The sequence below is a fragment of the Mesorhizobium loti genome, from assembly GCF_013170705.1.
Lineage (GTDB): Bacteria > Pseudomonadota > Alphaproteobacteria > Rhizobiales > Rhizobiaceae > Mesorhizobium > Mesorhizobium loti_D.
Genome location: NZ_CP033334.1, coordinates 2870458 through 2893709 on the forward strand (window position 1 = coordinate 2870458; position 23252 = coordinate 2893709).

Annotated in this window: 23 protein-coding genes; 11 read left to right on the top strand and 12 right to left on the bottom strand. The window is 64.2% G+C overall.

The genetic code is table 11. From position 1 onward, the window contains the following. Nucleotides 1-29 precede the first annotated feature (29 nt). Nucleotides 30-638, top strand: coding sequence for a cysteine hydrolase family protein (locus tag EB815_RS13895; RefSeq protein WP_065005806.1), 609 nt, complete (start codon nucleotides 30-32; stop codon nucleotides 636-638). Nucleotides 639-738: 100 nt separating this feature from the next. After that, nucleotides 739-1998: a DUF763 domain-containing protein gene (locus EB815_RS13900; RefSeq protein WP_065005798.1), complete on the top strand. Its 1260-nt coding sequence runs from the start codon at nucleotides 739-741 to the stop codon at nucleotides 1996-1998. A 34-nt stretch (nucleotides 1999-2032) separates the two neighbouring features. Here the strand turns inward: EB815_RS13900 and EB815_RS13905 are convergent, their stop codons facing one another. From EB815_RS13905 to EB815_RS13925, 5 genes are all read right to left on the bottom strand, one after another. Then, entirely contained in the window at nucleotides 2033-2476 is a 444-nt protein-coding gene (locus EB815_RS13905; protein ID WP_065005797.1) for a PPC domain-containing DNA-binding protein, read from the bottom strand. Nucleotides 2477-2533: 57 nt separating this feature from the next. Continuing rightward, entirely contained in the window at nucleotides 2534-2851 is a 318-nt protein-coding gene (locus EB815_RS13910) for a hypothetical protein (RefSeq protein WP_056570559.1), read from the bottom strand. Nucleotides 2852-2954: 103 nt separating this feature from the next. Further along, nucleotides 2955-4667 carry an HAD-IIB family hydrolase gene (locus tag EB815_RS13915; protein ID WP_065005796.1) on the bottom strand — a complete coding sequence of 571 codons (1713 nt, stop codon included), beginning with the start codon at nucleotides 4665-4667 and terminating at the stop codon, nucleotides 2955-2957. A gap of 11 nt (nucleotides 4668-4678) precedes the next feature. Beyond that, nucleotides 4679-5641, bottom strand: coding sequence for an SDR family oxidoreductase (locus tag EB815_RS13920; RefSeq protein WP_056565833.1), 963 nt, complete (start codon nucleotides 5639-5641; stop codon nucleotides 4679-4681). 82 nt (nucleotides 5642-5723) lie between these two features. Then, on the bottom strand, nucleotides 5724-5924 hold the full coding sequence (locus tag EB815_RS13925) for a KTSC domain-containing protein (protein ID WP_056565368.1): 201 nt from the start codon (nucleotides 5922-5924) through the stop codon (nucleotides 5724-5726). A gap of 137 nt (nucleotides 5925-6061) precedes the next feature. Between EB815_RS13925 and EB815_RS13930 the strand changes: the two genes are divergently transcribed. Continuing rightward, nucleotides 6062-6676 (top strand): alpha-ketoglutarate-dependent dioxygenase AlkB, encoded by a 615-nt coding sequence (locus EB815_RS13930; protein WP_056565365.1) that lies wholly within the window; start codon nucleotides 6062-6064, stop codon nucleotides 6674-6676. An 86-nt stretch (nucleotides 6677-6762) separates the two neighbouring features. Here the strand turns inward: EB815_RS13930 and EB815_RS13935 are convergent, their stop codons facing one another. Further along, nucleotides 6763-7512 (bottom strand): DUF1236 domain-containing protein, encoded by a 750-nt coding sequence (locus tag EB815_RS13935; RefSeq protein ID WP_056565362.1) that lies wholly within the window; start codon nucleotides 7510-7512, stop codon nucleotides 6763-6765. 114 nt (nucleotides 7513-7626) lie between these two features. Beyond that, entirely contained in the window at nucleotides 7627-8412 is a 786-nt protein-coding gene (locus EB815_RS13940; protein ID WP_065005795.1) for an SDR family NAD(P)-dependent oxidoreductase, read from the bottom strand. Nucleotides 8413-8512: 100 nt separating this feature from the next. Here EB815_RS13940 and uxuA point away from each other — a divergent pair, with 100 nt between their 5' ends. Then, a complete protein-coding gene (gene uxuA, locus EB815_RS13945; protein ID WP_056565357.1) occupies nucleotides 8513-9697 on the top strand; it encodes a mannonate dehydratase in 1185 nt (394 codons plus the stop codon). Nucleotides 9698-9976: 279 nt separating this feature from the next. Continuing rightward, a complete protein-coding gene (locus EB815_RS13955) occupies nucleotides 9977-11416 on the top strand; it encodes an FAD-binding oxidoreductase (RefSeq protein WP_056565354.1) in 1440 nt (479 codons plus the stop codon). A 146-nt stretch (nucleotides 11417-11562) separates the two neighbouring features. On the opposite strand, the gene EB815_RS13960 is transcribed toward EB815_RS13955, so the two are convergent. The 5 genes from EB815_RS13960 to EB815_RS13980 are packed head-to-tail and all read right to left on the bottom strand — an operon-like array spanning nucleotide 11563 to nucleotide 16559. After that, complete coding sequence (locus EB815_RS13960; RefSeq protein ID WP_056565351.1) at nucleotides 11563-12879, bottom strand: aspartate aminotransferase family protein; 1317 nt, start codon at nucleotides 12877-12879, stop codon at nucleotides 11563-11565. Next, on the bottom strand, nucleotides 12876-13643 hold the full coding sequence (locus EB815_RS13965; RefSeq protein WP_056565348.1) for an N-formylglutamate amidohydrolase: 768 nt from the start codon (nucleotides 13641-13643) through the stop codon (nucleotides 12876-12878). The genes EB815_RS13960 and EB815_RS13965 overlap by 4 nt, the downstream gene beginning before the upstream one ends. Continuing rightward, the gene (locus tag EB815_RS13970; protein WP_056565345.1) at nucleotides 13643-14965 is read right to left on the bottom strand and encodes a glutamine synthetase; all 1323 of its coding nucleotides are present in this window, start codon (nucleotides 14963-14965) and stop codon (nucleotides 13643-13645) included. Before EB815_RS13970 ends, EB815_RS13965 begins: the two co-directional genes overlap by 1 nt. Then, complete coding sequence (locus EB815_RS13975) at nucleotides 14962-15624, bottom strand: cysteine hydrolase family protein (protein WP_056565342.1); 663 nt, start codon at nucleotides 15622-15624, stop codon at nucleotides 14962-14964. The genes EB815_RS13970 and EB815_RS13975 overlap by 4 nt, the downstream gene beginning before the upstream one ends. Continuing rightward, nucleotides 15621-16559 carry a MurR/RpiR family transcriptional regulator gene (locus EB815_RS13980; protein ID WP_056565339.1) on the bottom strand — a complete coding sequence of 313 codons (939 nt, stop codon included), beginning with the start codon at nucleotides 16557-16559 and terminating at the stop codon, nucleotides 15621-15623. The genes EB815_RS13975 and EB815_RS13980 overlap by 4 nt, the downstream gene beginning before the upstream one ends. A gap of 154 nt (nucleotides 16560-16713) precedes the next feature. Between EB815_RS13980 and EB815_RS13985 the strand changes: the two genes are divergently transcribed. The 6 genes from EB815_RS13985 (at nucleotide 16714) to EB815_RS14010 (ending at nucleotide 23240) form a co-directional block, all read left to right on the top strand. Continuing rightward, nucleotides 16714-17880: an NAD(P)/FAD-dependent oxidoreductase gene (locus EB815_RS13985; RefSeq protein ID WP_056565336.1), complete on the top strand. Its 1167-nt coding sequence runs from the start codon at nucleotides 16714-16716 to the stop codon at nucleotides 17878-17880. Then, complete coding sequence (locus EB815_RS13990) at nucleotides 17880-19736, top strand: branched-chain amino acid ABC transporter ATP-binding protein/permease (protein ID WP_056565333.1); 1857 nt, start codon at nucleotides 17880-17882, stop codon at nucleotides 19734-19736. The genes EB815_RS13985 and EB815_RS13990 overlap by 1 nt, the downstream gene beginning before the upstream one ends. A 46-nt stretch (nucleotides 19737-19782) precedes the next feature. Then, on the top strand, nucleotides 19783-20949 hold the full coding sequence (locus EB815_RS13995) for an ABC transporter substrate-binding protein (RefSeq protein ID WP_056565328.1): 1167 nt from the start codon (nucleotides 19783-19785) through the stop codon (nucleotides 20947-20949). 4 nt (nucleotides 20950-20953) lie between these two features. Then, nucleotides 20954-21658, top strand: coding sequence for an ABC transporter ATP-binding protein (locus EB815_RS14000; RefSeq protein ID WP_056565325.1), 705 nt, complete (start codon nucleotides 20954-20956; stop codon nucleotides 21656-21658). A 5-nt stretch (nucleotides 21659-21663) separates the two neighbouring features. After that, the gene (locus EB815_RS14005; protein ID WP_056565323.1) at nucleotides 21664-22545 is read left to right on the top strand and encodes a branched-chain amino acid ABC transporter permease; all 882 of its coding nucleotides are present in this window, start codon (nucleotides 21664-21666) and stop codon (nucleotides 22543-22545) included. Nucleotides 22546-22610: 65 nt separating this feature from the next. After that, the gene (locus tag EB815_RS14010; protein ID WP_056565320.1) at nucleotides 22611-23240 is read left to right on the top strand and encodes an FMN-binding negative transcriptional regulator; all 630 of its coding nucleotides are present in this window, start codon (nucleotides 22611-22613) and stop codon (nucleotides 23238-23240) included. Nucleotides 23241-23252 lie beyond the last annotated feature (12 nt).

A 23252-nucleotide genomic window follows, 5' to 3' on the forward strand; every position in this document is an offset into this window, starting at 1 on the left:
GGAAAGCGCCACCGGTCGGAGATGCCTTGATGTCGGTGCCGGGCTTGGCATATGGGCCGTTAGGGCACGGGTGCATGCATGTCTGCGTGGATATGCAGCGGCTGTTTGCCGAACCGTCGCCGTGGGCGACACCCTGGATCAGGCGTATCCTCCCGCAGATTGAGAGACTGGTGGAAACACGGGCAAGACAGACGGTCTTCACGCGCTTCCTGCCTGCGCAAAAGCCCGGGCTGGGTGTTGGTACATGGAAGCGCTATTATGAGCGCTGGGCCTCGATGGCGATCGACAATATCGGTCCGGAAATGGTCGAGCTGTTGCCGTCATTGGCTGCTTGCTGTCCGCCGGCGACGGTCATCGACAAACATATCTATTCGCCCTGGTTTGAAGGCCATCTTCGAGCCTTTCTGATGCAACACCAGATCGATACGCTGGTCATCACCGGAGGTGAAACCGACGTGTGCGTCCTGGCCACGGTGCTCGGCGCCATCGATTTCGGCTATCGTGTCGTTCTCGTCACGGACGCGCTGTGCAGTTCGTCCGATGAAACGCATGACGCCTTGCTCTCCGTCTATCACCAACGCTTTGCGCAGCAGGTCGAAACGGTCGAGATGGAGACGGTTCTTTCCAACTGGACTTGATGGCACTAGGCGTCGAGGAGGCTGAAGCCTCAGGTGCTTCTTCGCGCGAACTCGGATACCTATCTGTCGAGACAGGACGGACACCAGACAGGCAACGGACTTGGCGCAACGATCGGGCAGTGCTGATCTTCCACTTCACGGCGGACGCGTGCCGAAATGGCTGGGCGACCGCATGACGCGTCTTGGCGCCGTCATGTGCGAGGCGATCATTCATCACTACGGTCGCAAAGAGCTGCTAAGGCGTCTGGCGCATCCATTCTGGTTCCAGTCTTTTGGCGCCGTGATGGGCATGGACTGGCATTCCTCCGGCATCACGACCAGCGTCGTCGGCGCCTTGAAACGCGGCCTGACACCGCTGTCGGGCGAACTCGGCATTCATGTCTGCGGCGGCCGCGGCGCGCATTCGCGCAAGACCCCGCATGAACTTGCCGCCATCGGCGAGCGGATCGGCATCGACGGAGCACGCCTGGCAACCGTCAGCCGGCTGGTCGCCAAGGTGGACAGTGCCGCTGTTCAGGATGGCTTCGACCTCTATCTGCACGGTTTCATCGTCACCGATGACGGCGACTGGGTGGTGGTGCAGCAAGGCATGAACGGCGACAGCAAGGTGGCGCGCCGCTACCATTGGCTGTCGGAAGGACTGAAGAGTTTTGTCGATCGGCCGCACGCCGCGATCGAGGGCGCCAACCAGGGCGAGATCGTCAATCTGACCGACCATCGCGCCGAGGCCTCGCGCCAGGGACAGCTGGATCTGCTCCACGACCTTGGGCCGGACCGCATTCTGCGAGAGTTCGCTGCCCTGGACCCCGGCACCGCATCCGCTTCCGACCAGCCGCTGCTGCCGCATCTGGTCATGCCGGCCCACCACGATGTTCGCGAAAGCGATGTCGTGATGCATCGTCTTCACGGGAACATGGCGGCCGCCGCCGAACGCGGCCCGGAAGATTTTTCCGAGCTTCTGCTGGTTCCCGGCGTGGGCGCGCGCACGGTGCGCGCGCTGGCCCTCGTCGCCGAAGTGGTGCATGGCGCGCCGTGCCGTTTTTCCGATCCCGGCCGGTTCTCGCTGGCACATGGCGGCAAGGACAGGCACCCGTTCCCTGTTCCGCTCAAGGTCTATGACGAAACGATCGGCGTGCTGAAGTCGGCCGTGCAAAAGGCCAAGCTCGGTCGAGAAGAAGAAGTCGGCGCGCTGAGGCGGCTCGACGATCAGTCGCGGCGGGTTGAGCGATACGTAACCGGCCCCAGCCTGAAGGAAGTCATCGCCGGCGAATTCGACCAGTCGCATCTGCTTGGCGGCCGCAGTGTCTTTGGCTGGGAACCGGCGCCGGACAAGCCGGCGGAACGGAACAAGAGGGCATGAGGCCAGTCTGCCCTCTGCTGTCCGAACTCGGAAATCACTCGTCCAGGTCGATCAACGCCACGCCCAATTCCGGACGTCTGCTGCGGCGCAGGTGGCCGGGAGCCTCTACCAAGGTCATTTCGAGCGTCGGTTGCACGATGGCCTCGGGCAGGTGCCCGCCGCGGGTCGTGCCGTCACTCAATCCCAGCACCGTATGGATGTGGAGGCTAGGATTGCCGTCGTCGCCCAGCGCCACATCGCCGATAGCGCTCAGCACTTCGCATTGTTCGTCGATCGGGATTTTGCGGTACGTCTTCGCATTGGGGGCGAACCAGCCCACGATCGCTCTTTCAAAGGCGCCGATCGCTGTCAGTGAAGCACTGCCAACCCCCTGGTCGATCGCGAAGGAGGTCAGCGCGCCGAACGCTTCTTCGCCCGGGTCGAGCACGACGACGAACGTTCGCTGTCCGCTGGTCTCATTGACAAGCCGCGATTTCATGCCCGTGCTCTCATCGTGGCAGCCTTTCAAGACAAGCCAAGGGGCTAGTCGTCGAGGTCAATGGGCGTGATGCTCGGCATTCCGCTTGCGCGTTGCCGCGGCTTTCCTCGCCGATTCCGACCGGCTTGCGGCAGAGCGTGAGGCCGATGCATTGCCGCCGCTCTTGCCGCCCTTGTGTGCGGCCGGGTGGCCGGTATGCTTGCCGCGCCCGGAGCCGCCTTCCTTCTTGCCGCCGCCGTCGTCCTTGTTGACTGTAGCCCAGGCACGGCGTTCGGCCTCCTTCTCCGAGACGCCGCGCTTCTCGTAGCCTTCCGCAATATGGTCGGCTTTGCGTTCCTGCTTGTCGGTGTACTTCGATTTGTCGCCTCGTGGCATGGCGGTGTCTCCTGTTGAACAGGGTCTGAACGTGAAGCCGGCGGGTGAGTTCCAAGCGATGCCTGAAAAGCGCAATGAACAGGCAAGGCGGACGCGTTGCGCGCTAGTCTTCCGGTGCCGTGGCGGGAGCCGTGTAGCGGCGGCGCACTGCGTCAAGCACACGCTTGCGGCTCTCCTCGGCCGAGAGCTTTTTATCGTTCTCCGCCTCGGCGGTTTCGCGCGCCAGGTCCTTGTCCCTGATCTGATTGCGGAACCACTTGGAATAGTCGCCGGCACGCAGGTGGAACTCCCAGGTCTTGTCGTCGATGCCCTCGGCGATCTGAGCGAAAATCATCAGGTTGTGGGCTCTGAGATTCATTGCATCGTCGGGGCCGTGGAAATAGAAACTGCCCGCCTCATCGAGTTGCCCTTCGGCATATTTGCGGCTGTGCCGCTTGAGTGATTGGCGCGGCTCTATAACCTTGACCTTGGCGATCTTCTTGCGTTTCCGCGGTCGCCAGAACAGCACGCGCTCGCCCTTGGGCGACGCCATGTCCTTTGGCGGGTCGATGTCGGTCTCGCTGCAGAAGACCTTGATGACGTCCTTCGCCTTGGGACCAAGGGCGATGATCGCGGTCACCAGGCGCAGCGCGTCGGTCGAGATCGCTTCGGGATGCACTGTAATCAGAACCGTGCCCGGCAATTCCAGGGACAGGACCGCGCGTGTATCGTCGCGCCGCTTGGGCAGAAGATGGTGCGCTTCGTCGATGACGAGCCAGTGCGGCCTTGCCGTTCGACGCCGAAAACTGCCGAGGCCAGGCAGCAGGTCGGCGAAGAAGTCCGGTCGTTCATTGACGCGCAGCGCCAGCCCGTTGATGACGACATTGCTGTCGGCTTTCTCGATAAGGTCCAGCACTTGTGCCTTGGTCGGTGCGCTCGAACCGTCGCCCAGACGCACGGCACCTTCGAGGCCGTCATAATCGCCCTCGGGATCGAAGATGCAAAATTGAAACCCGCCTTCGACGAAGCGTTCCGTGAGCGCTGTGGCCAAGGTGGATTTGCCGATGCCGGAACTGCCGGCGATGAGGACCGTGTCCTTCGGCGACAGATAGATATCGTCGCCGCCGGCGGCGCCGAGCGCGATGCCGTCATGTCGCCTTGGCAGGATGTCGTGGTCGCGCTTGATCAATCGGTCGACCAGTTCCTCCACGCCTTTCCCGCGTGCGCCACGCGTGACCAGGTTCGCCGTGGTCTTGACCGCGGCAATTGCGTTGTCGACGGCGACGCTGCAGCCGCAGGCCTTCAGGAAGGCATGGTCATTCTCGGCGTCTCCGATACCGACGACATTGTGTGGCGACAGCCGAAGATCCTGCAGCGCCGCGGCCAGGCCGGTGGCCTTGTTGATGCCGCTTGGCAGGATCATCACCGCGCCCTTGTTGAAGATGATTTCCAGTTCCAGTCCCATCTTCTTGATGATTTCGAGCACCGTCGCCTGATGCGGCTCCCAGGTGGCGACGATCGACCGGCCGACCGAAAGCGGCTTGACGCCCTGCTTCTTCAATCTGGCGACGAACTTAGGATCGGGCGACGGCGAGATCACCCGCTCTTCCTCACTTGCCGGCGTGTAGATCAGCGCTCCATTCTCGGCGACCACCTTGTCGAACAGGCCGATCTCGGGAAAGACGCGCTTGAGGTCTGGCAGTTCGCGCCCCGTGACGAGCACCAGCTTGCGGCCGCTTTTCTTGAACCGTTCAAGGGCAGCAAGCGTCTTCCTGGAGACGATCCCGTCATGCGCCAGCGTGCCGTCGTAATCCGTCGCCAAAGCGATGAAATACATTGCGCGGGACCTCAATAGCCGCCGATCACGGGCAATATCTCGCCCGTGATGTAGCTCGAGCAATGCGGCGAGGCGAGAAACACGTAGGCCGGCGCGAGTTCTTCCGGCTGCGCAGGCCGCTTCATCGGTGTGTCCGCGCCGAACTTCGAAACATCGCCCGCGTCCTTGTCCGAAGGGTTGAGCGGGGTCCATACCGGGCCAGGTGCGACCGCGTTTACCCGTATGCCCTTGGCGAGGAGATTGCCGGAAAGGGCGCGCGTGAAGGCATGGATACCGCCCTTGGTCATGGAGTAGTCGACCAGTGTCTTCGACCCGTCTATGCCGGTGACAGAACCGGTGTTGATGATGGCCGAGCCCGACTTCATATGAGGCACCGCTTCCTGCGCCATATGGAAATAGCCGTAGAGGTTCGTCTTCAGCGTCGTGTCGAAATGCTCTTCGGTCAGTTCGCCGAATTCTTTTGAATGAATCTGGAATGCCGCGTTGTTGACCAGCACGTCGATACCGCCGAATGCCTTGACCGTTTGCTCCACCGCATTGCGGCACTGGTCGCGTTCGCTGACGTCGGCTTTCACCAGGATGCAGCGCCGCCCTTCCGATTCGACGGCGGATTTTGTCACCTTCGCATCCTTGTCCTCGGCCAGATAGACGATGGCGATGTCCGCGCCCTCGCGAGCGAACAGAACCGCCACCGAGCGGCCGATGCCGGAATCACCACCCGTGATGAGAGCGACCTTGTCTTCGAGCTTTTTCGACCCGAGGTAAAAAGGCGCATCGTAGAGCGGCGCCGGTTCGACTGCCCATTCATGCCCCGGTTTGGATTGGTGCTGTTCGGGGAAAGGCGGCTCCGGATATTTTCGGGCGCCGGCCTGCATGGCGTGCTCGGCCTTGCCGTTCTCCCTCGATCCGTCCTTGGCATCGATGCCGCGCTGAATGTGACGTTGCTTGGCGGCTTCGCTGGCTGTCTTCTGCATGGTTGTCTCCTCGGCTTCGAGGAAGAACAACGCATGTCAGGCAAAAAGGTTTGCGCAAAAAAAGGCCATCATGCCGCTCGCGTCATGCCACGCGGCGGTAGCTGTAGTGATCGCGGATGAATTCATTGAAGAAGCGCCCTTTCGAGGCGGCCTTCCTGAAAGCGGCATAGGTCGCCGGGGCAACATCCGCGTAATCGTAGCGATGGCCGCTCGGCACGAACCAGACGGAGAGGGTTCTGGTCGCGGGATCGTATTGTGTGTTCCGGATCGCGGTCGACGGCATGTTGGCAACCTGACTGCTCAGCCAGATAACCCGACAGCCGCAGGCCCGGTTCCCTGCCTTTGCTCATCGCATCACCCGTCCGCACGCGGCAAGGGCTCCGTATTGCCTTGCGGTCCAGTCCTCACCATCTAGGCGGGATGTCGTCGCTCAAATCGAAAGCCACCGGCCGCACTCCGGTGCTCCAGCATGATCTCTTCGGTGTCGCGGAGGATCTGCCCGAAGGTTTTTCCTACCAGCCCGGATTGATCACGCCGCGGGAAGAGACGGAGCTTGCCCGGCATCTCGAAGGACTGCCGTTCCAGGCGTTCGATTTCCATGGCCATCTCGCAAACCGTCGGGTCGTCGGTTTCGGTCTGCGCTATGACTATGACCGTCGCGAAGTCGTCGAGGCGCTGCCGATCCCCGACTTCCTGCTGCCTTTGCGTGAGCAGGTCGCGGCCTTTGCGCACCGGCCTGCCGAGGCCTTCGCGCAGGTGCTGATCAATGAATACCGGCCTGGCGCCGGTATCGGCTGGCATCGCGACAAGCCCCATTTCGAGGATGTCGCCGGCGTTTCCCTGCTGGCGCCCTGCAGCTTTCGGCTGCGGCGAAAGCATGGTGACAAATGGGAGCGCCGGACCATCGTCGTCGAGCCACGGTCGGCCTATCTCATGACCGGCGCTTCACGCACGGAATGGGAGCACAGCATCCCGCCAGTAGCCGAACATCGTTACTCGATTACCGTGCGGACGTTGCGGCCTCGGAATCCCTGAGGTTTGCGCGGGGAGTTGTTCGCATCCATCTTGACATGAGTGCTCAACCCGGCCCGCGTGTTGCGGGCGGGTTGAGCAATGTCGTGCTAGGTCAGTATCAGCACGATCTTGTAGGTATCCGGATCGACGATGACGATCCGGCCGTCGGCGAGAACAAAATACTCGTAGGCCTCGTAGGCCGGAACGATCTTGACGATGCGAGCCGGCAAACGATGCAGCCTGATCTTGTGCCGCGGAACTTCGATGCCGACGGAGACGTCAAAGTTGACGCTGGCGACCGGCTCTACCTTCGTCTCCCTGAACACCTGGGTGATCTGGGTCTTCTGTTCGACCGTCACATTGTTGATGGACGCGGTCGAGGTCTTGTCCTGCGCGGAGGCCTTGCCCTGGGCCTGCTGATCGGTCTGGACCTTGGTCTTGTCCTGGGCCTGCTGGTTCGTGGTGGCGCCGGCCTTGCCCTGGGCCTGCTGGTCGGTCTGGACCTTGGTCTTGTCCTGGGCTTGCTGGTTCGTGGTGGCGCCGGCCTTGCCCTGGGCCTGCTGATCGGTCTGGACCTTGGCCTTATCCTGGGCCTGCTGGTCGGTCTTGGTGGCTGCCTTACCCTGCGCCTGCTCGTCCGTCTTCGTCTTGGCCTTGCCCTGAGCCTGCTGGTCAGTCTGGGACTTGGTACCCTGGGCCTGGTCCTTCATCTTCGTGCCGTTCTGGCAGTTGGTCGTGCCGGAAGCGCAGTTTGTGTCCGCTCCTGATTGGGTTTCGGCGGGCTGCTGCGTCTGAGCCATCGCCGTCCCGCAGCCGAGCCCGATCGCCAGCATGCTGGTCATGAGAACATGTTTCATAGGAAATCTCCTTCGGAGAGTTCGTCCCTTCAATGGAGAGAACTTCGGCCAAAAAAGATTGTTCCGAACGGGATGCGTTAATGCCACCCCCGATGGCCCGGGACCTTCATGGCGCTACTTCACACCAATGCCGGCGGTCAGGCCGCCATCGATCTTGTAGTCCGCGCCGGTGCAGAAGCCGGCCTTGGACGAGCACAGAAAAGCGATGAGTTCAGCCACTTCCTCCGGCTCGCCAATGCGGCCAAGCGGATGGGCGGCGCCGAAGCGCCTGTAGGCCTCTTCGACGTCGGCATCGCTGCCATGGTTGCCACGCGCGGCCTTTTCGAGAATCGGCGTGCGGATCGAGCCCGGGCTGACCGAATTCACCCTTATGCCTGATGCCGCGTAGTCGAGCGCCAGCGAGCGGGTCAGCGTGTGGATGGCCCCCTTGGTCGTGGCATAGGCGGCGACGTTCTGCTGGCAGGCGAAGCCTTGCACCGAGGCGACGTTGACGATGGCCCCGCCGCCGCGCTTGATCATTTCCGGAATGCCGAAATGGGCAGTGAGATAGATCGAGCCGACATTGACCGTCATCGCCCGGTTCCAGGTTTCCCAGTCGGTCGTCGTCGCGGTTCCGTAGGGATGCACCGCAGCGGAATTGACGATGACGTCGATGCCTCCGAATTTCGCGACGCCGGCCGCGACCGCGTCGCGCACCTGATCGGAAACGGAGACGTCGACCGTTTGCACCAGCGCGTCCGCTCCGGCCTTGGCAAGGCTTTCCTGAATGGCTGCATTGGCGGCCCGGTCGATGCCGCAGGCGATGATCGCCGCACCTCCTTGCGCCAGCCGTCTTGCGGTGGCGAGCGCGATGCCGGTCGTCCCTGTCACCAATGCCACCTTGCCGTCGAAATCCTTCATCGCGGGAGCTCCTTCATGCGCTATCAAACCCGGTTCTGAGTTTGACACTCATCGGAGTCAAACAATAGGTTGCCGGTCTCTCGCAAAAAGGAAAGTTGCAATGGAACAGTGTTGGCGCTGGTATGGCCCGGATGATCCGGTGACGCTTGAGCATGTCAGGCAGGCTGGTGCTACCGGTGTGGTTTCGGCGCTTCACCACATCTATGATGGCAGGGCCTGGCCTGAAGCCGATGTGCTCGAGCGCAAGCGCATCATCGAGGCCGCCGGCCTGACATGGTCTGTCGTCGAGAGCATCCCGGTCCACAATTCCTTCAAGATCGGCGCGCCCGAACGCGAGCGCTACGCCGGCTACTATCGCGACAGCATCCGCACGCTTGCCAAGGCCGGCATCAGGACGATCTGCTACAATTTCATGCCGGTGGTGGACTGGACGCGCACCGACCTCATGTATCGCCTGCCGACAACCGGCTATGCCTTGCGTTTCGATGCCATCGATTTTGCCGCCTATGACCTTTTCGTGCTGCAGCGCAAGAACGGCGCGGCCAGCTATACGCCGGCGCGTATCGCCGAGGCCGAGAAGCGCCTGAAGGCGCTGACGTCGGAGCAGGTCGACCAGATCGAGCGCAACCTCATCGCCGGCCTGCCGGCGACCGAGCGCAAGTATGACCGTGACAGTTTTCGCGAGGCTTTGGCGGAGTATGACGGGATCGGACCGAAGGAATTGCGCGACAACCTCGCCTGGTTCCTGCGCAAAATCATCCCGGTCGCCGAAGAGGAGGGGGTACGCATGTGCATCCACCCCGACGACCCGCCCTTCTCGCTCTACGGCCTGCCGCGCGTCGTTTCGACCGCGCAGGATGCGCGCTTCATCCTCAATGCCGTCGACAGCCCGGCCAATGGGCTGACCTTCTGCACCGGCTCCTACGGCACGCGCGCCGACAACGATATCGTCGCCATGATCAAGGAATTCGCCGACCGCATTCATTTCGTCCATCTGCGCAACATCACCATCGAGGAAGACGGCTCGTTCTACGAAGCCGAGCATCTCGAGGGCGGCACCGACATGGCGCGGGTCATTCTCGCGCTGATGCAGGAGGAGGCGCGCCGCCGCAAGGAAGGTCGCGCCGACTGGCGCATTCCGATGCGGCCGGACCATGGCCATCTGCTGGCCGACGATATCGGCAAGAAGAAGATCAATCCCGGCTACTCGCTGATCGGCCGGCTGAAAGGTCTCGCCGAACTGCGCGGCATCATGCGCGCCGTGGAGACGTTCGGGTTGGCCTGATCGAATCCGGCTCCTAGTGCAGGTGCCTGAGCTTGTCGGGATTGCGCACGACATAGATGGCCGCGATCTTGCCGTCCTCGATGTTGGCGCAGCCATTGATCCGCGAAGCACGCAGTCTCACCGGTTTGATGAGGTGGCGGCGGCTGAGAGCTCGATGCGCACCAAGCGGCGGCCCACCATCTGGCTCAAAGCCCGCATAAACTTGCGCGATATCTAATATGGGAGCAGAATTGAAGGCGTTTGAAGGAGAACGGCTCATAAGCAAATCGGGAGGAAACCATGAACAGCATGAGCCTCACCACGCTTGATCGCGGCAAGACGACAGTCGACGCCGCAGCCATCGAAGTGCTTTCCGCACAATTGCGCGGCACGCTGCTCCAGCATGGAGATGCCGCCTACAACGAAGTCCGCACCATCTGGAATGCCACGGTCGACCGACGGCCCGGGCTGATTGTGTGTTGCGTCGGCGCCTCCGACGTCATCCGTGCCGTGAATTTCGCCAGGGAAAACAGGCTTCTTGTCTCCGTGCGCGGCGGCGGCCATAACATTGCCGGCAGCGCCGTCTGCGACGGCGGTCTGATGATCGATCTGTCGCCGATGAAGTCGGTGCGGGTCGATCCCGCTGCCCGGCGGGCATGGGTCGGGCCGGGCGCTACGCTTGCCGATGTCGACCGCGAAACGCAGGCTTTTGGGCTGGTGGTGCCGACAGGCATCAATTCGACCACCGGCATATCAGGCCTGACGCTGGGCGGTGGCTTTGGCTGGATCACCCGCAAATTCGGCCTGACCATCGACAATCTTGTCTCCGCCGATGTGGTCACCGCCGATGGCAAGTTGCTGCGGGCCAGCGAGACGGAAAATCCGGACTTGTTCTGGGCGCTGCGTGGCGGCGGCGGCAATTTCGGCATTGTCACGGCATTCGAGTTTCAGCTCCATCAGATGGGTCCGCAGGTTCTGTCGGGGCTTGTCGTCCATCCTTTCGCCGATGCCGAGAAGGTGCTGGAGGAGTATCGCAAGGCGCTCGAAACGGCGCCCGACGAACTGACCTGCTGGGTGGTCATGCGGCAAGCGCCGCCGCTGCCCTTCTTGCCGGCCGAGTGGCATGGCAAGGATGTTCTGGTGCTGGCCATGTGCTATTGCGGTGATCTCCAGGCAGGTGAAAAGGCGACGAAGAAGCTTCGCGCCATCGGCTCGCCGATTGCCGATGTCGTCGGCCCCAACCCGTTCACCGGCTGGCAGCAGGCATTCGACCCATTGCTCACCCCGGGCGCCCGCAACTACTGGAAGAGCCATGACTTCACCGAGCTTTCCGACAGGGCAGCCGAGATCGTCACCGAAGCGATACGTGAGCTTCCTGGGCCGGAATGCGAGATATTCATCGGCCATGTCGGCGGTGCGGCGGGCCGAGTGGCGCAGAACGCAACGGCGTTTCCGCAACGCAGCTCGCACTTCGTCATGAATGTCCATGCCCGCTGGCGCGAGCCGGCGATGGACAGGGCCTGCATCGGTTGGGCGCGCAGCCTCTATGAGGCCGCCAAACCCTATGCCGCCGGCACGGCCTATGTGAACTTCATGCCTGAAGACGAGGTCGACCGGGTCGAAGCGGCCTATGGCGGCAATTACCAGCGGCTTCTGGAGATCAAGCAGCGCTATGACCCGCTGAACCTGTTCCGCATGAACCAGAACTTGCGGCCGAAACAAAGCCAGCGCGCAGCCTGAGCCGCCCGCGTTGCAGTGACGAAAGGCCCGCGCCTCGGCCAGAGGCGCGGGCCTTTCGCATAGCCATGGGTCACGGCGCTTCCATTCATGCCTCGAGAGACAGGACCGACCCGCCAGCGCAAATTGATGGAGCGCCCGTTTCGCGTTCACCACATCATGAAGGAGGCGACGTCCGCATCCGAGACCCTGCCGGCGTTCACGTCGGCGATCGCCTGGTCGACGATCGCCACGCCCTCGGCCACTTCGTCCTCGGTCAATGTCAGCGGCGGCATGAATTCGAGCACATTGGCCTTCAGCCCGACATAGGTGAAGGCCGCGCCCAGCTCATAGCCGCGATAAATGATCTTGGCCGTGGTCGTGGCAGGCACCGGCACGCGGGTGACGCGGTCCTTGACCAGATCGATGCCGATGGCAAGGCCGCGGCCGCGCACATCACCGATGATCTCGTGCTTTGCGCCAAGCGCCCGCAGTGCGTCTGAGAACAGCGTGCCGATCCGCGCCGAGCGCCCGACCAGGCCTTCGCTCTCGATCGTCTTCAGCACCGCATTGCCTGCCGATGTCGCCACTGGATTGCCGGCGGTGGTCTGCAAGGCGAAGGCCGGCGCATGGTCCATGATCTCCTTTGGCCCGACCACGGCCGACAGCGGCAGCCCGCCGCCGATGCCCTTGCCGAACACGACAAGGTCCGGCGTCAGTCCCTCGTGCTGGAAGCAGTGCATCATGCCGCTGCGGGCAAGCCCGACCTTGACCTCGTCGACAACGATCCTGATGCCGTGTTTGCGGCAGCGCTCCTGCAGTGCTTTCAGGAACCCCGGCGGCGGCACGATCAGCCCGCCATCCGACATCAGCGGCTCGATGAACACCGCCGCGACCTGGTGCGGTGGGCAGGTGGTCTCGAATTGGTAGTCGAGCAGGGCAAGCACCTCCTCGCCGCTGAAGTTCGGCCGGAACGGATCGGGGTAGGGCAGCAGCACCACGCCCGGTCGCGGCAGCGTGTGCGTCATGGCGGTGTGGCCGCTGATGCCCATCGAGCCGGAGAGGTTGCCGTGATAGGAGCCGATGAAGGAGATGAAGCGCGAACGGCCGGTGGCCGCCTGCAGTACCCGCACCGCGCAGTCATTGGCGTCCGATCCGGAATGGCCGAACCAGACGCGTCGCTCTCCTTCTCCCGGTGTGATCGCGAGCAACCGCTCAGCCAGCGAGACGGCGGGCTCGTTCGGATAGAGCAGCAGGCTGGCGCCGGCCATGTTCCGGACCGAGGTCTCGACCGCCTCGACAACAGCCGGATGGCCATAGCCGAGCACCGCTGGGCCGGCCGATCCTGACAGGTCAAGCAGCGAGCGGCCGCCTTCCTCGATCAGCCTGTTGCCCTGACCTCCGACGACGCTGAGCGGCGAGAAGCGCAGCTTGCCGATCCGCGCGATTGTCGCGGCGTCGCGTTCGCGCAGGCTCGGATTGCTCACGAAACCGTCTCCGTCTCGTGTGCCGGCAGTGCCGCCGCAAGGCGGTCCGCCCACTCCTCGATGCCGGCCCTGTTTGCCAGCAGATCCTGCCGGATTTCGATAAGGACGGCGGGGATGCCGCGATCGTCGCCGTGAACGGGCACGGCGTAATCGGCGTCACGGCTGATCACATAGGGCACGTTGGCCGCGACATTGAGTGCCGTGTCGGTGCGCAGGCCCGAAAGAATCGCTTCGGCGAGACCGGCGGCATGCTCATGCAGCACACCCGCATGCCATGGCCTGGCGACACCCAGGAAGACCGGCGTGAAAGAGTGGATCGTCACGATCCGAGTCGACCGCCCTTCGGCTGCCCGTCGATCGAGATGTGCGGCCACCCGGTCATGGAACGGCGAAAACATGATTTTGGCGCGTCGGTCCCGTTCCGCCGCATCGATGCCGACGTTGCCGGGAATGCCGGTATCTTCCGACAGAACCGGGATGCTGCCTGGCGTGTGCAATGGCCGGTTGAGGTCGATCAGCAGCCGCGAATAGCCGCTGAGGAAGGCGGGCGCATCGAGCCGTGCCGACAAGAGGCGCGTCACCTCCGCGGCGCCGATATCCCAGGCGATGTGGCGTTGCAGATGGCTGGCATCGAGCCCGAGCTGCCGATACTCGGCTGGCATGTGGTTGGACGCATGCTCGCACAGCAGGACAATATCCGAGTGGCCGTGCTCGTTGAGAACCTCGACGGCGTCGGGCCAATCTTTTTCAGTCTGCGCAGTCATCAATAAAGCGTCCGGTAGAGATCGCAGATGGCTGCCGGGTCGAGGCCGGCCAGACGCTCGGCCTCATGTCGCTTCAGTCCGACAAAGGTATCGATGAAGACAGGCGCGAACCATCCCGTGACGGTCTTGTCGGCGAGAAGCGCGTCCAGCGCCGCCGGCAAGGTCTCGGGCAGCCGCACCAGGCCGAGCTTAGTCCGCTCCGCCTCGCTCATCAGGGTGGGGTCGCCGGTGACCAGCGGCGGCGATGGCAGGTCCGCCTTCAGCCCTTCCAGCCCGGCGCGGATGATCGCCGCCAGCGACAGGTAGGGGTTGCCGGTGGCGTCGGCTGCCCGGTATTCGACATTGTATTGCCGCGCGGGATCACGTCCGCCGATCGTCACCGTCGGACAGATGCGCAGCGATGCTTCGCGGTCGCGGTCGGCGAGCCAGGTGTAGGACGAGCTCCAGCTGTGCGGCTTCAGCCGGTAGAAGGAAGATACGCTCGAGGCCGTCATGGCGGTGATCGCCGGGAGGTGACGCAGCACGCCGGCACAGAAGGCGCCAGCCTTGGCTGACAGGCCGCCAGGTTGCGCCGCATCGTAGGTCACCGGCTTGCCGGCCTCGTCGACGAAGCTGAAGTGGATGTGCACACCGTTGCCGACGGCATTGGGCGCTGTCTTGGGCGCGAAGCTCGCGCGCCAGCCGGCATTGCGCGCCACTTCGCGTGTGACTTCACGGATGGCGACAGCGCGGTCGGCCGCCGTCAGCGCATCGGCGGGCTCGTGCGTCACTTCGAACTGTTCGTCGCCGAATTCGGCGATGACCACCTCGGGGCCGACGCCCGCCTCCTCCAGTGCCGCCATCAGATTGGGGGCGAACGGATCGGTGCGGCGCAGCGCGGCAAAGGACATCGAATGCGCCGGCGCGAAGCTGCCGCCGGCAATGTGGAACTCATGCTCGAAGGCGGCGATGACGGAAAGGCCGGTCGCCGCCTTCAGCTCCGCCAACGCATCCCTGAGCATGGTCCGCGTGCAGCCGAGCCAAGGGCTGCCGTCGAGCTCGACGATGTCGCCGGCCACCATGTCGAAGCGCGTCGCCGCTCCGGTCCGTTCGGTGCGGAAGCGCGCCTTGAGATCGGGGATCAGCCGCAGGTCGCCGGACGACCCCCAGGGATTGGGATCAACGATGGAATTGAACGGCGTCATCGACAGATTGGCCTGCAGCCAGCCGACACCGGTCGCTGCGGTCTTCTGCAGCCTGCTTTCGACAACGAAGCGGCCCCGCGTGACGGCGCAGAGATCCGTGGTGACGACGGCAACGAGGGGCTCGACGGTCGATGTCATGCCTTTTTTCCCAGGGCGTTGAAACGGTCGACGACGGTGTCGGTGTCGGTGACCCAGCAATAGCCGCCGAAGGCCTTCAGCGCGATGTCGTGGCGCTCCTGGGTGATCGTGGCGCAGGCGTCCGACACGCAGGTGACGAGATAGCCGCGGTCGGCGCCATCGCGCACGGTCATGTCGACGCATTGGTCGGTCAGCACGCCGACCACGACAAGGTAGCGGATGCCGAGGTTCTTCAGGAGATAGTCGACATTGGTCGAGTTGAAGATGCCGGACGAGGTCTTCGGCAGCATGATCTCGTCGCCGACCGGCGCCAGCGATGCAACCGGCAGGCCCTCGGGGAGGCTCGGCGCGACATGGATCGGCGTCAGCTTGTGGTCGAGCGAGCGATCGCGGCCGTCTTCGGTCAGGCTCTGGATGATGGTGTGCAGCACCTCGACGCCATTGGCGCGCGCCGCCGCAAGCAGCCGCTCCTGGTTGGGGATCGTCTGCGAGGATGTCTTGCGATAGAAATAATGGTCGGGGCCGCGCTCCGGATGCGAGGGATCGGCGCCCGGTTCCAGCCAGATGCGCTGCATGTCGACGACCAGCAGCGCCGTCTCGCCGGCACGGAAGGCTTCGTCTCGCCTGGGTAAGGCCTTTTTGGGTGAGGCTTGGGTCATGCTTTGTCGTCCTGCTTTGGTGATTTGGGTCCGGGTGTCTTGCGTGGTCCCGCTGCCTGGCGTGCGCCGTTCTCTTGCGGGTCGCTGTCGAGCGTCACCGCATTGGCGTGGCGCACTTTCTCGATCCTCTCGATGCGAGCCCGGGCCTCGTCGCCCAGCGTCGAAACGATGTGGGCGGTAAGCGCTTCCATCTGTGCGATTGCCGGCGCCAGCGTGTCGTAGGGCGAGGCGACTTCGAGCGGGCTGACGATCGTGACTTCGGCGAAATCCGATATCGGCGACAGCCATTGGTCGGTGAAAAGCAGGATGCGTACATCGAGCGCCGCTGCCTGGCTTGCATAGGCCATCACGTCGAGCTGGTAGCGGCGATAGTCGAAGACGACGAGCACATCACGGCGGCCAAGGTCGGCCAGCGTGTCGAATGCTTGGGGGGAGAGCACGCCGAGATCACGGACACCGGTGCGAAACTGCACGAGGTATCCGGCCAGCATGCCGGCGATGTGGCGGCTGAACCGGCCGCCGACCAGCACGATCTCTCCCTTGGCCTCCATCAAAAGGCGAGCGGCCCGCTCATAGGTCTGCACCGGCGTCGCGGCGGTGGCCTTCTGCAGGGCCGCTGTGACGGAATCGAGATAAGCGAGCACGGCGCTGTCGCTGGAGCCGCTCTGCCGTTTTGCCTCCATCATCAACAGCGGTGAATGCAGCCTGGCCTCGACTTCGGCCAGAAGCTTTGACTGGAAGTCCGGAAAACCCTCATAGCCGAGCTTGACCACCAGCCTGACCACGGTCGGATCGCTGACGCCGGCACGTCGGGCGAGCGACGAGGCGGTGCCAAGGCCAGAGGTCGGATAGTCCGTCAACAGCAGCCGGACGATCTTCTCTTCCGATGGCGTCAGCGCCAGATCCCTGCGCATCAGAACATCGCGTATCGCCATTGGCCTCCCCGAAACAGGTGTTGGGCTCTTAGCCTCGTTATGTCGAGTTTATTACAGGGATTTTAATTCAGGTCAACAATGAAGAGATGTTGACATAGTCGAAAGAGTAGCCTTACCTTGTCGGAAAGCAGCCAAGAGACTGTGGGGAACAGCCATGCGAAACGGAAGCGACGTCATCGTCGTTGGTGCTGGAATTGTTGGATCGAGCACCGCCTATCATCTCGCCAAGGCCGGTGCGAATGTCGTGTTGGTCGAGCAGACCCATCCCGCTGGTGGTCCGTCAGGCAAGTCTTCGGCGCTGCTGCATGCCTTCTACCTGATGCCGGAATTGTCGCAGCTCTCCATCCGTGGCCGCGAAATCCTGGTGTCGCTGCCCGAGATCGCGGGCGAGGGGTCCTTCGTCACCGAGATCGGCATGATGTGGGTCTGTGGCAACGACAATGAGGCGGGCTGGAAGGCGGCGGCCGAACGAATCCGCGGCGAGGGCGCGCGGATCGAGACCCTGTCGCCGCAGGCTTTTGCGGATGCGGCACCCGGCTTTGCCTTGGACAATGTCGCGCTGGCGCTGTGGGAACCCGAGTACGGCTATGCCGATGCTTTCGGCGCCACCAACGCCATCGCCCGCGCCGCCCGTGCCAATGGCGCGAAGATCCTGCAGAACACGCTTGTCGAAAACCTTCGGCGGCAGGGAGGCCGCATCACCGGCGTCACCTTGACCGATGGCACCGTGCTGGAGGCCGATACGGTCGTGCTGGCCGCCGGCCCTTGGACGCGCCGCCTGCTGGCGACGGTGGGCCTCGATCTGCCGCTGCATGTCGAGCGCCATCCGATGGCCGTGCTCGACGCCGCCGGGCAGGCCCGCAAGGTGATGCCGTTCGCCTGGTGCGACGACATTTCCTGCAACTACGCGCGGCCCGAGAATGACGGCGTCATCCTGGCCGGCACCTGGGCCGGTGGCGGCACTGGCCTGCGTCACGAGCACGCCGGCCGGCCGCGTTTCGTCGAGAACCCCGACGCCTACATGGAAGGCGTCGAAGAGTCCGAATCGGTCGAGATCCTGGAGACCTTTGCTACCCGCGTGCCCGCAATGGCCGAGCTTGGCATCCGCCCCGGCTATGCCGGGCTCTACGATATGAGCCCCGACGATCTGCCGGTCATCGGCGCCATGCCCGGTGTCGAAGGTCTGGTCGTTTCGGCAGGGTCCTCAGGCCACGGTTTCAAGACCGGGCCGGCAGTCGGCGAGGCAATCGCCAGACTGGTAACCGAAGGCCCTCAGTCGATCCTGGCGCCGTTTTCGCCCAGCCGCTTCAAGGCCGCGTGATGGCAGCGGTGATGATGAGCGAGCGCAAGCCGCGCGGCTTCATGCCGGCCGCGTTCCGCAACGCCGCGGCCGATGCATTGTGCATGGTGGCGGTGCTGCTCTTGGTGGCGCTTGCCGCCTTCGTCTTCGGCGGCGCCGCCATGCAGCGCGTCGTCACCTATGCCGCGATCATGCTGACGGCAGTGCTTGGGCTGCAGATTTTCTCCGGCAATAGCGGCATCGTCTCTTTCGGTCAGGCCGCCTTTGTCGGCCTTGGCGCCTACGCCACCGGCATTCTCACCATGCCAAGCGCGCTGCAGCGCACGGCGTTGCGCGATCTGCCGGAATTCCTTGCCGGGTACCAACTCTCCTTCTTCGCGGCGCTGGCCGTCGTCCTGGTTCTGGCTGTCGTCATCGGCTTGCTGACAGGCACGCCCTTGCTTCGACTGACCGGGTCGAGCGCCTCGATCGCCACGCTCGCCATGCTGATCATCGTCTACACGCTACTGGTCGCCGGGCGCGAGATCACCCGAGGCAGCCAGCCATTCTACGGTGTGCCGCGAGAGGTCGGGCTGTGGACCGCCGCGGCGATCGCCTCGGTGGCGCTGATCGCGGCGAGGCTCTTCCGCGAGACCTCCTTCGGTCTTGCCACCCGCGCCGCCGCCAATGACGAGCGCGGCGCCGCCGCCGTCGGCGTCGACCAGCGTACGGCGCGGTTGGCCGCGTGGGTGGCGGGCGTGGTCGCAGCCATGGCCGCCGGCGCCATGATGGCGCAGTTCCTCGGCGCGTTCTCGCCGCGCGACTTCTATTTCGATCTCGGCTTCACCATGCTCGCCATGCTGATCGTCGGCGGCATGACCTCCTCGCTCGGCGCCTTCGCCGGCGTCATCGTCACCATCGTGGTGATCGAGGTGGTGCGCCGCTTCGAGGGCGGCGGCGAGGTGCTCGGCCTGCATCTGCCTGTCCTCTTCGGCCTGACCCAGGGCGTGTTGGCCATCGCCATGATCCTGGTCATCTGGCGCCGGCCCACCGGCCTTTTCGGCGAGCGTGAGCTCAACCTTCTGCGCCGGTCCGGGCGCCAGGCGGACATGGCTTCGGCCGCTGTGCCGCAACAGGTTGGTGCCGACCGGCTGGTGGCCGACCATCTGTCACGCCGCTATGCCGGCGTCGTCGCGGTGGACGACGTCAGCTTGAGCTTCGAGACCGACAGCATCACCGGCATCATCGGACCCAACGGCGCCGGCAAGACGACACTGCTCAACATGCTGGCTGGCGATGTGCAACCCAGTGCGGGAACCGTGTCCGTCGGCGGCGTGGTGCGGCAGGCCTCGGCCTTTCGCTTTGCGCGATCGGGCATTGCCCGCACCTTCCAGAACATCCGCGTCTTTCCGCACATGACGGTGCTGGAAAACGTCGTCGTCGCCGCCCGACAGGTCGAACCGGATCTCGGCCGCGCCGAGGCCGCGGCGATGCGCGAACTGTCCCGCATGGGCCTGGAGAAGTCAGCCGACCAGCCGGCGGCACGGCTCGCCTACGGCCAGCGCCGTCGGCTGGAAGTGGCGCGCGCCCTGGCGCTCAAGCCGCGCTTCCTGCTGCTCGACGAGCCGGCCGCCGGCATGAATGCCGTCGAGACCGCCGAACTCGTCTCCATCCTGTCGGCGGTGCGCGCCGAGCGCCGCATCGGCGTCGTGCTGATCGAGCACGACATGCGGCTGGTGATGAACCTTTGCGAGCGCATCGTCGTCATCGACCATGGCCGCGTCATCGCCGACGGCACGCCGGCCGATGTCCAGAACAACCCCGCCGTCATCGCCGCCTATCTCGGCAGCCGCACGGCGCGCGCCAAGAGCGCAACAGCTGAAAACCAGCCCGCATAGACCAACGATGACAGCCAACGATAACAAATCCAGAAGGAGAACCGACATGCCAAGCCTCCATCGCCTCCACCGCGCTGCCCTGTGCGCGGCCCTGTCAGGCATCGCCGCCGTTTCGACGGCGAGTGCCGAGGAGATCATCATCGGTGCGGCGACCGCGCAGACCGGCGGCCTTGCCCCCTACGACCAGCCGGCCCTTGCCGGGTTGCGCATGTCGATTGACGAGCTCAACGCCAAGGGCGGGCTCGGCGGCAAATACACAGTCAAGCTGCTGATCAAGGACACGCGCTCCGATACCGCGCAGACCGCCACCGTCGCCCAGGAACTGATCGACGCCGGCGCCAAGGTCATGATCACGCCCTGCGATGCCGATCCTTCGATCTCAGCCGGCCAACTCACCCAGCCGCTCGGCATTCCGACCCTGACTTTGTGCGGCTCCGCTCCCGTGCTCACAGGTGCGGTCGGCGACGTCATGTTCGGCACCTATCCGGCCGACAATGTGCAGGCGACGGCGGTGGCCGATTTCGCCGTCTCCGAAGGCAAGAAGAAGGTGTTCCTGCTGACCTCGCCGGACTCCACCTATACCGCCAATCTGCCGGAATATTTCGGCAAGGTGTTCGAGAAGAAGGGCGGCGCCGTCGTCGGCCGCGGCACCTTCACAATGGGCCAGCCGGACTTCTCCGCCGAGATCACCAATATCAAGGGCCTCGCCGATAAGCCGGACCTGATCATGACGGCCGCCTATGAGCCGGATTTCCCGGCCTTCATCCAGCAATTGCGTGGCGCCGGCGTTACCATCCCGGTCTATGGAGCCGATGCCATCGGCACGCCGACCATCAAGGCCCTTGGCAAGCTCGTCGACGGCGTCGTCTATACCGCGGCCGGCTACGCCGAGCCGGGCAGCAAGCTCGAGGCCTTCAACGCCGCCTTCACCAAATATGCCGGCCACGCGCCGGAATCGACCTATGAGGTCAATGGCTACGAGATCGGGCTGATCCTCGATCAGGCGGTCAAGACCGCCGGGTCCGACGATCCCAAGGCCATCCGCGACGCCATCGCCAACCTCAAGGATTTCGAAGGCATCACCGGCAAGATCACCTATGCCGGCACCGACCGCATGCCGCTCAGGCCCGTGGCGCTGATGCGCTACGACGGCGGCGAGGGCAAGCATGTCGAGACCCTGATCCCCGCCGCCGCCGACGTTCCCGCGCCGTGATGCCATGCTGAGCGTCGAAGCCCTGAAGATCCGGTACGGCGAAGTCGAGGCGGTGCGCCGTGTCGACCTCACCGTCGACAGCGGCGAGATCATCGCGCTGGTCGGCGCCAATGGCGCCGGCAAGAGCTCGACCCTCGGCGCCGTCGCCGGGCTGGTGCCGGCTGCGTCCGGCAAGGTGGTGTTCGACGGGGCCGACATCACGGGCCTGGCTCCGGAGGCCATCGCCCGCAAGGGGGTCGCGCTGGTTCCCGAAGGCCGTCGCATCTTCGCTAGCCTGACGGTCGCCGACAATCTGCGTCTCGGCGGCGCGGTGCATCAGCCGGCGGCCGAGGCGCGCGTGCGCGAGGAGGAGATGCTGGAGCTGTTTCCGATCCTGCGTCGCTACCACCGCGTCAAGGGCGGCAACCTGTCCGGCGGCGAGCAGCAGATGCTGGCCATCGCCCGCGCCTTGATGGGCAAGCCGCGCATGATCCTGCTCGACGAGCCGTCGCTCGGCCTTGCCCCGCAACTGATCGACACCGTCTTCGACCTGATCGCCGAACTGCGCCGCAAGGGCCTGACCATCCTTCTGGTCGAGCAGAATGTGGCACTGGCGCTGGAAATCGCCGACCGCGCCGTCGTGCTTGCCAATGGCGAGGTGGTGCTGTCGGGCACGGCTAAAGAACTCGCCTCTTCGGACCTCGTCCGCCAAGCCTATCTGGGAGCTTAAGAAGCATGGTCGCGCAGCAGATCATCAATGCGGTCAGCCTCGGCGGCGTCTATGCGCTGCTGGCGCTCGGCCTGGCCATTGTCTTCTCCATCGTCGGCCTCATCAATTTCGCCCATGGCGAGCTGATGACGCTGTCGGGCTATGCGCTTCTGGCGTCGCTGGTGCTCGGCTTTCCCTTCCCGGTGGCCGTGCTTGTCGCCGTGTCCTGCGGCGCGCTCGCCGCTGTCGCCATGGAGCGCATCGCCTTCAGGCCGATGCGTGGCGCCAGCGTCACCAGTCTTCTGCTGACCAGTTTCGCCGTGTCGAGCCTCTTGAAAGTTATCTTCCAGAACGGTATTTCGGCCCGGCCGCAGGCCGTCGCCATGCCGGGCTGGATGACCGGCGCCTTCTCCTTCGGTGATTTCACCATCGGCGTCGGTCCCAGCATCTCGATTGTCGTCTCGGCGCTGGCGCTGATTGCGATGGAGGTCTTCCTGCGCCGCTCGGTGACCGGCACAGCGATGCGCGCAGCGGCGGAGGATTTCGACGTCGTGCGCCTGATGGGCATTCCGGCCAGCCGCATCATCGCCACCGCTTTCCTGCTCTCCGGCTTGCTGGCGGGGTTGGCGGCCATGCTGTGGGTGGCGCAACGCGCCTCGGTCGATCCGCTGATGGGCTTCACGCCGGTGCTGAAAGCCTTCATCGCCGCCGTGGTCGGTGGCCTCGGCAGCCTGCCGGGGGCTGTCGCGGGCGGTTTCCTGCTCGGCATCATCGAGGTGCTGCTGCAGGCGACGCTGCCGGCGGCGATCGCGCCCTATCGCGACGCCATCGTGCTGTCGGGTGTCATCGCCGTGCTGCTGCTGCGGCCGCAAGGCTTGATCCCGGCGGTCCGGGTCCAGCGTAGCTAGAGCATGATCCCGAAAAGTGGGAATCGGTTTTCGGATAGGATCATGCTCAAACAAGAAGAAGCTTCATGTACAGCAAGCCGGAATTCGCGCCTTTGTCGCGCGACGCCGTGTTCGGCCTGATCGAGGCGGCCGCTTTCGCCACGGTGGTGACAGCAGGGCCGCAAGGGCTCGTCGTCTCGCATCTGCCGTTCGTGCTCGACCGCACGCGGGGCGCAAACGGAACACTGGTCTCCCATCTCGCCAGGGCCAATCCGCACAACGAGCTGATTGCGCAGGGCCTGGAGACGGTAGCCGTCTTCCAGGGGCCGCATGGCTACATCTCGTCCTCCTGGTATCCGCGCAACCCGGTCCGCGACAGCGCTCCGACCTGGAATTTTGCCGTGGTGCATTGCCATGGCCGTCCGGTGCCGCTCGACGCGCACGCCACTGCCCGGCATTTGCTGCAACTGGTCGACGTACTGGAAAAGGATCGCGAGGACCGCTGGCGCATGCGCGAACTCGGTCCGGGCGGCATGGAACGACGCATACCCCACATCATCGGCTTCGACCTGCCGATCGAACGGATCGAAGCCAAATTCAAGATGGGGCAGGATGAGCGCCTTCATGATACGGGCGGAGCCATCAGCGCGCTGGAGGAGAAAGATCCGGCGCTTGCCGCGATGATGAAGACGCACAACGCGCATCGCCAGGACTGACCGGAACGCCGG